7 protein-coding genes are annotated in these 5,058 nt (G+C 67.8%); 2 read left to right on the forward strand and 5 right to left on the reverse strand.

Annotation, left to right across the window (positions count from 1 at the left end):
* Nucleotides 1-171: 171 nt before the first annotated feature.
* The 5 genes from pqqE to pqqA are packed head-to-tail and all read right to left on the reverse strand — an operon-like array spanning nucleotide 172 to nucleotide 3,319.
* Nucleotides 172-1,269 (reverse strand): pyrroloquinoline quinone biosynthesis protein PqqE, encoded by a 1,098-nt coding sequence (gene pqqE / locus IG08_RS0152865; RefSeq protein WP_030621925.1) that lies wholly within the window; start codon nucleotides 1,267-1,269, stop codon nucleotides 172-174.
* A complete protein-coding gene (pqqD, locus tag IG08_RS0152870) occupies nucleotides 1,266-1,553 on the reverse strand; it encodes a pyrroloquinoline quinone biosynthesis peptide chaperone PqqD (RefSeq protein WP_199821148.1) in 288 nt (95 codons plus the stop codon). Before pqqD ends, pqqE begins: the two co-directional genes overlap by 4 nt.
* On the reverse strand, nucleotides 1,550-2,266 hold the full coding sequence (gene pqqC / locus IG08_RS0152875; RefSeq protein WP_052425353.1) for a pyrroloquinoline-quinone synthase PqqC: 717 nt from the start codon (nucleotides 2,264-2,266) through the stop codon (nucleotides 1,550-1,552). Before pqqC ends, pqqD begins: the two co-directional genes overlap by 4 nt.
* Nucleotides 2,263-3,174, reverse strand: a complete 912-nt coding sequence (gene pqqB / locus IG08_RS0152880; RefSeq protein ID WP_030621931.1) for a pyrroloquinoline quinone biosynthesis protein PqqB — start codon at nucleotides 3,172-3,174, stop codon at nucleotides 2,263-2,265. Before pqqB ends, pqqC begins: the two co-directional genes overlap by 4 nt.
* Nucleotides 3,175-3,187: 13 nt before the next feature.
* On the reverse strand, nucleotides 3,188-3,319 hold the full coding sequence (gene pqqA / locus IG08_RS61045; protein ID WP_199821150.1) for a pyrroloquinoline quinone precursor peptide PqqA: 132 nt from the start codon (nucleotides 3,317-3,319) through the stop codon (nucleotides 3,188-3,190).
* Nucleotides 3,320-3,521: 202 nt separating this feature from the next.
* Here pqqA and IG08_RS0152890 point away from each other — a divergent pair, with 202 nt between their 5' ends.
* Nucleotides 3,522-4,670 (forward strand): PQQ-dependent sugar dehydrogenase, encoded by a 1,149-nt coding sequence (locus IG08_RS0152890; protein WP_338060209.1) that lies wholly within the window; start codon nucleotides 3,522-3,524, stop codon nucleotides 4,668-4,670.
* A gap of 194 nt (nucleotides 4,671-4,864) precedes the next feature.
* Nucleotides 4,865-5,058 (forward strand): UDP-N-acetyl-D-mannosaminuronic acid transferase (locus tag IG08_RS0152895; protein ID WP_030621935.1); only part of this gene is annotated, 194 nt, incomplete at its 3' end.

The raw sequence follows: 5,058 nt of genomic DNA on the forward strand, positions 1-5,058 counted from the left end.
CTTGCTGATCCTCATGGCGCAGTGGGCCCGGCTGAGACCGGCCACCCCACCGCCCCCTGCGACAGACAGGCCGGCTGAATTCCCCGTGTGATCCCGGTGGGCCGGGCCGGAACCAAGAGGTTCATGAAGAGCCGTCATCTCCGCTCGGACGAAGGGCCTCGGCCACACACCTCATCGCGCATCCACACGCACCGCACCCGGCCTGCGGTACACATAGCCGGACGGCTCGGCGTCGCCCTCGGCCGCCGCACGGATCAGGGCGTGATCGGGCGACAGCCGGCACGCCGGGTCCGTACGGGCGGCGTCGCCGGTGAGGGCGTAGGCCTGGCAGCGGCAGCCGCCGTAGTCCTCTTCGCGGCGCGGACAGCTGCGGCACGGTTCGCGCATCCAGTCGGTGCCTCGGTACTGGTTGAAGGCAGGGGACTGCTCCCAGATCCAGGCGAGCGTCCGGTCACCGACATTCGGCGCGTCCAGGCCGGGCAGTGTCGCGGCCGCCGGACATGGCAGCACGGTGCCGTCGGGGGCGATGGTGAGCGACACCGCGCCCCAACCTCCCATGCACGGTTTCGCGATGCCCTCGACATAGTCCGGGACAACCCACACCAGCTCGGTGCGGCCTGCCAGCCGCTCCCGCCATCGCGTCACCGCGTCCGAGGCACGGGACAACTGGGCACGGCTCGGCATGAGCGCGCCACGATTGCGCAGGGCCCAGCCGTAGAACTGGGTGTTGGCCAACTCGATGCGATCCGCTCCCCAGGCAAGGCCCAGTTCCACCACGGCGTCGATGGCGTCGAGGTTGTCCCGGTGCAGAACGACATTGACCCCCAGCGGCAGACCCGCCTCCCGCACCAGCTCCGCGGCCCGCGCCTTGTCCGCGAACGATCGGCGCCCGGCAATCCGGTCGGAGGCAGACGGGTCGGCGTGCTGCACCGACAACTGGACGCTGCGCAGCCCGGACGCAACGAGTCCGTTCAGGCGGGCCGCGTCCAGCCCGGTTCCGCTGGTGACGAGCTGGGTGTGCACGCCACTCGACTCGGCGGCGGAGACGATTTCCTCCAGGTCCGGTCGCAGCAGTGGCTCCCCACCGGACAGATGAGTCTGCACCACTCCCAGCTCCCCGGCCTGCCGCATGACGTCCTGCCACTGTGCCGTGGACAGTTCACGGGAGCGGCGGGTCAGTTCCAAGGGGTTCGAGCAGTACGGGCAGTGCAGCGGGCAGGCGTGGGTCAGCTCCGCGAGAAGCGCCCAGGGGGGCGGCACGTTGGTCATCGCAGCCAGCCCTCCGCGCGCAGCCGGTCCAGGAAGACCGGGACGTCAGCGGCCACCGGTGCGTCGGCGAAGCGCGCAGCCAGTTCGCCGACAATCCGGCTGACATCGCGCTCACCGTCGCAGAGACCGACGACGCTGCCGGCGTGCCCTTCCAGGACCACCACCCGTTCCGGCATGACCAGCAGGTCGACGCCACGTACGCGGTCATGCCGCAGCGCGACCGCCGGGGCGAGCCTGGGGCGCCAGTGCCGCTCCACGTCACAGGCCGAGTCTGTCGTGGTCACCGTGGATCCTCCGGCTGGGCATGTTCCACGGCATCCAGCAACGACCACAGCACATCGCACTTGAACTCGAGCGCCGCCACCGCCCGTTCCTGCTCGGCCCTGCTGCGGGCCCACTGAAGAACCAGAGTCATTGCTTCACCACTGTCCTTCCGCCCCTGCTGGACACGCGCCCTGAAATAGGCCAGTCCGTCGCGGTCGACCCACGAGTAGTGCTGTTCGAAGGCATCGACACGCCGCCGCATGAGATCCGGGGCGGACAGTTCGGTGAGTGATGCCGCGACAGCCTCCAGCCTCGGCCGCAGTCGACAGAAGTTGACGTATCCCTCGACCGCGAGACGCACACCGGGCAGTACCCCCCGTCCGGAAAGGAGGTCGGCCCGGTCCAGGCCGGCCGCCTCACCCAGCCGCAGCCACCGCTCGATTCCCCCCTCATCGCCTTCACGACCGTCGTGATCCTCGATCCGGCGAAGCCACATGCGCCGCAGGTCCGGCGAACCGAGTTTGGCGGCGATCAAGGCGTCCTTGACCGGGATGTGCTGCTGGTAGTGAAAGCGATTGGTGATCCAGCGTCGTACTTCCGGCGGGCTCAGCGTGCCCTCGTGCATCCGCATGTTGAACGGATGGAGGTGGTGGTAGCGCTGCTCGGGAACCGCCCGAAGACGCTCCTCGAACTCGGCCTGTTTCCAGGGACGTTCCGTTTCCACCACGGTCACAGCAGGATCTCCATTCCGTCGGCGGCCACCTCGATGCCCAGCCGGGCCAGAGTCTTGTGCTGCGGCGCGGCGGGATCGACAAGAGGGTTCGTGTTGTTGAGATGCGTATACAGACAGCGCGCCGACAAAGAGGCGACACGCCGAGCCGTACCCTGCGGCCCGTCGATCGGCAGATGCCCCATGGCGGTCGCGGTACGAGCCGAGAACCCTGAGCGCCGGGGCTCGTCGTCGTCCCAGAAGGTACCGTCGAGGATCACGCAATCGGCCTCGGCGACGGCCTCCTCAAAGGCGTCCGACCATACGCCGAGCGCAGGGGCATAGACGGCGGTGCGGCCGGTGGACCGATCGGTGAGCCGGAGCGCTGTCACCCAGTGGTCGTCATCATCGGGCGCTGCCCCGTCCTCCGTGGCATAACGGGGCCGCTTGCCGGAGACAGGAATGGCACTGACGTGAACCGCGGACTGCGTGCCGAGTGGTTCGGCACGGCCGCCCGCAGGCAGCTCACGCCACGTCAGTTCGGTGTAGGGGGCGAGCAGTGTCCCCAGGTGCTGCCGGTCCAGTACCGCATGCCGCACCGGATCCGTGCCGAGCAACTCCAGTCGCCCGGCCTCCCGCAGCCGCGCTACGCCGAGTGTGTGGTCGAGTTCGGCATCGGTCAACACGACCCCGGCCACTGGCGTGCGGCGCTGCTCAGGCCCAGGGTGCAACTCGACGCACCCCTCGATCTGTTCGGCGATGTCAGGTGTCGCGTTGACCACGTACCAGCGGCCTTCGGTCGCTCTGACGGCGAGTGAGGCGTGCAGGCGGCGGCGCCGCGGATGTGCGCGCGCCCCGGAGCATTCCGGGCAGGCACAGTTCCATTGCGGTACGCCGCCGCCGGCCGCGGTGCCCAAGACCTTGAGCAGCATGTCCGTGGCGCCGCTATCGGGTGGCCAGGGAGTAGGCGGTGACTTCGAGCGCGGTTTCCACAACCGCGTATCCGGGTGTTTGCCAGGCCTCGGCATTGGTGTTGCCGGTTCCTGCGGGGTGAAGAGCCTGGGTCGGTTCCGCCATCAGCTCCGCGGGTTCAATCATCAGGATTTGTCCTGCCTTTCCGAGACGGGATGGAACATTCCTCGCCCACCATTTGCCACCCCTGACACCCGCGCAACCGGACCCATCCAACCGGCGGATCAGCGGCGCGCCTTGCTTACCTTCAGTTAATATGTCTCTACGCTCCGTTACAAAAGTGCCGAGCCCTCCTGGAGGGAAAAGAGTGTCCAATTTGACGATTCCCCGAAGAACGACCAGCAGAAGGCAGCTTCGTGCGGTGATGGCTGTCGGGGTCATGGTCGCCTCGATGCTTGTAGGGTTCGCCGGCACCGGCAGCAGTGCGACCTCACTGCCCGGAAACCACGCGCGTTCGGAACCCGCCGCCGTCCGTACCCTGTCCACAGGCTGGACCGTCCCCTGGGGCCTGAGCTGGCTGCCGGACGGCTCAGCACTGATCGGCGAGCGCGACTCGGCCAAACTCTTCAGGCTCACCCGGGACGGTGAAAAGACATTCATCGGCACCGTTCCGGAGGCAACGGCCAGGGGAAGCCTGACCGTCGATGCCAATGACGGCGTGCTGGGCATCGCCGTGTCACCCTGCTGGGAAGAGGACCACTACATCTACGTGATGCACACGGCCGAGGAGGGAAACCGGATCGCGCGGATGACGTACGACGGTTCCACCCTTGGGGACTACACCGTGCTGCTCGACGGGATCCAGAAGGACGTTTGGCACAATGGCGGACGTCTGAAGTTCGGCCCCGACGGCTACCTCTACGCCACAACCGGGGACGCCCAAAATCGGGTTCTCGCGCAGGACAAGGACTCCCTCAACGGGAAGATCCTGCGGATGACCGCCGACGGCAAGCCGGCACCCGGCAACCCGTTCGACTCGTACGTCTACTCCTATGGCCACCGCAACCCGCAGGGACTGGCGTGGGATCCACAGGGCCGCCTGTGGGAGTCAGAAGTGGGCGAGAACACGCACGACGAGCTCAACCTGATCGAGCCCGGCAACAACTACGGCTGGCCTGCATGCGAAGGTTCCTGCACCAATGACGGGATGACCAATCCCAAGGCAGTCTGGCCGACTTCGCAGGCCTCACCGAGCGGGATCGTCTACGCCGACGGCGACCTGTACATGGCGGCCATGCGAGGCAAGCGCCTGTGGCGCATCCCCGTCGACGGTGCGGAGGCGGGCACCCCGGTCGCGCACTACCAGGGCCAGTACGGTCGACTGCGCACCGTTGAGAAGGTCCCGGGCAGAAATACGCTCTGGGTGTTGACCACCAACACCGACTTCAACGGCAGGCAGCCTGCCGGTTCCGACCAGGTGCTCGAGGTGGAGTTGACCGGCGGCGACTCTCGCTGACCAATGCCTTCGGAGCCGACTTCGCCGACTGACCGGCATCTCTCGTCACCCGGCATCGGGCCCGCACCCCGGAGAAGGAGTGCGGGCCCGGCCTCTGTACGACTACGGAAAGCGGCTCCCCCACGGGATCGCGTGGGGATGCCGTAGGGGATGTCACAGCTCGGCAGCAATGCCGGGCCCGGACGGAGGACACCGTGCTGGCCGCGGCCCGGAACCGCCGCCCGTTCGCAGTCACCGCGCTTGCCGTCCACGGCGTGATGACGGGCGTGCTGGACCAGGAGCACGGCGTCCGTCTCAACTCCTTCGACCTGGTGACCCCGGACGGTCAGCCGGTGCGCTGGGCACTGAACATGCTGCATGGCGCGGGCCTCACCGACCGGGTGTGCGG

The sequence above is a fragment of the Streptomyces fulvoviolaceus genome, assembly GCF_000718165.1.
GTDB classification, from domain to species: Bacteria; Actinomycetota; Actinomycetes; order Streptomycetales; family Streptomycetaceae; genus Streptomyces; species Streptomyces fulvoviolaceus.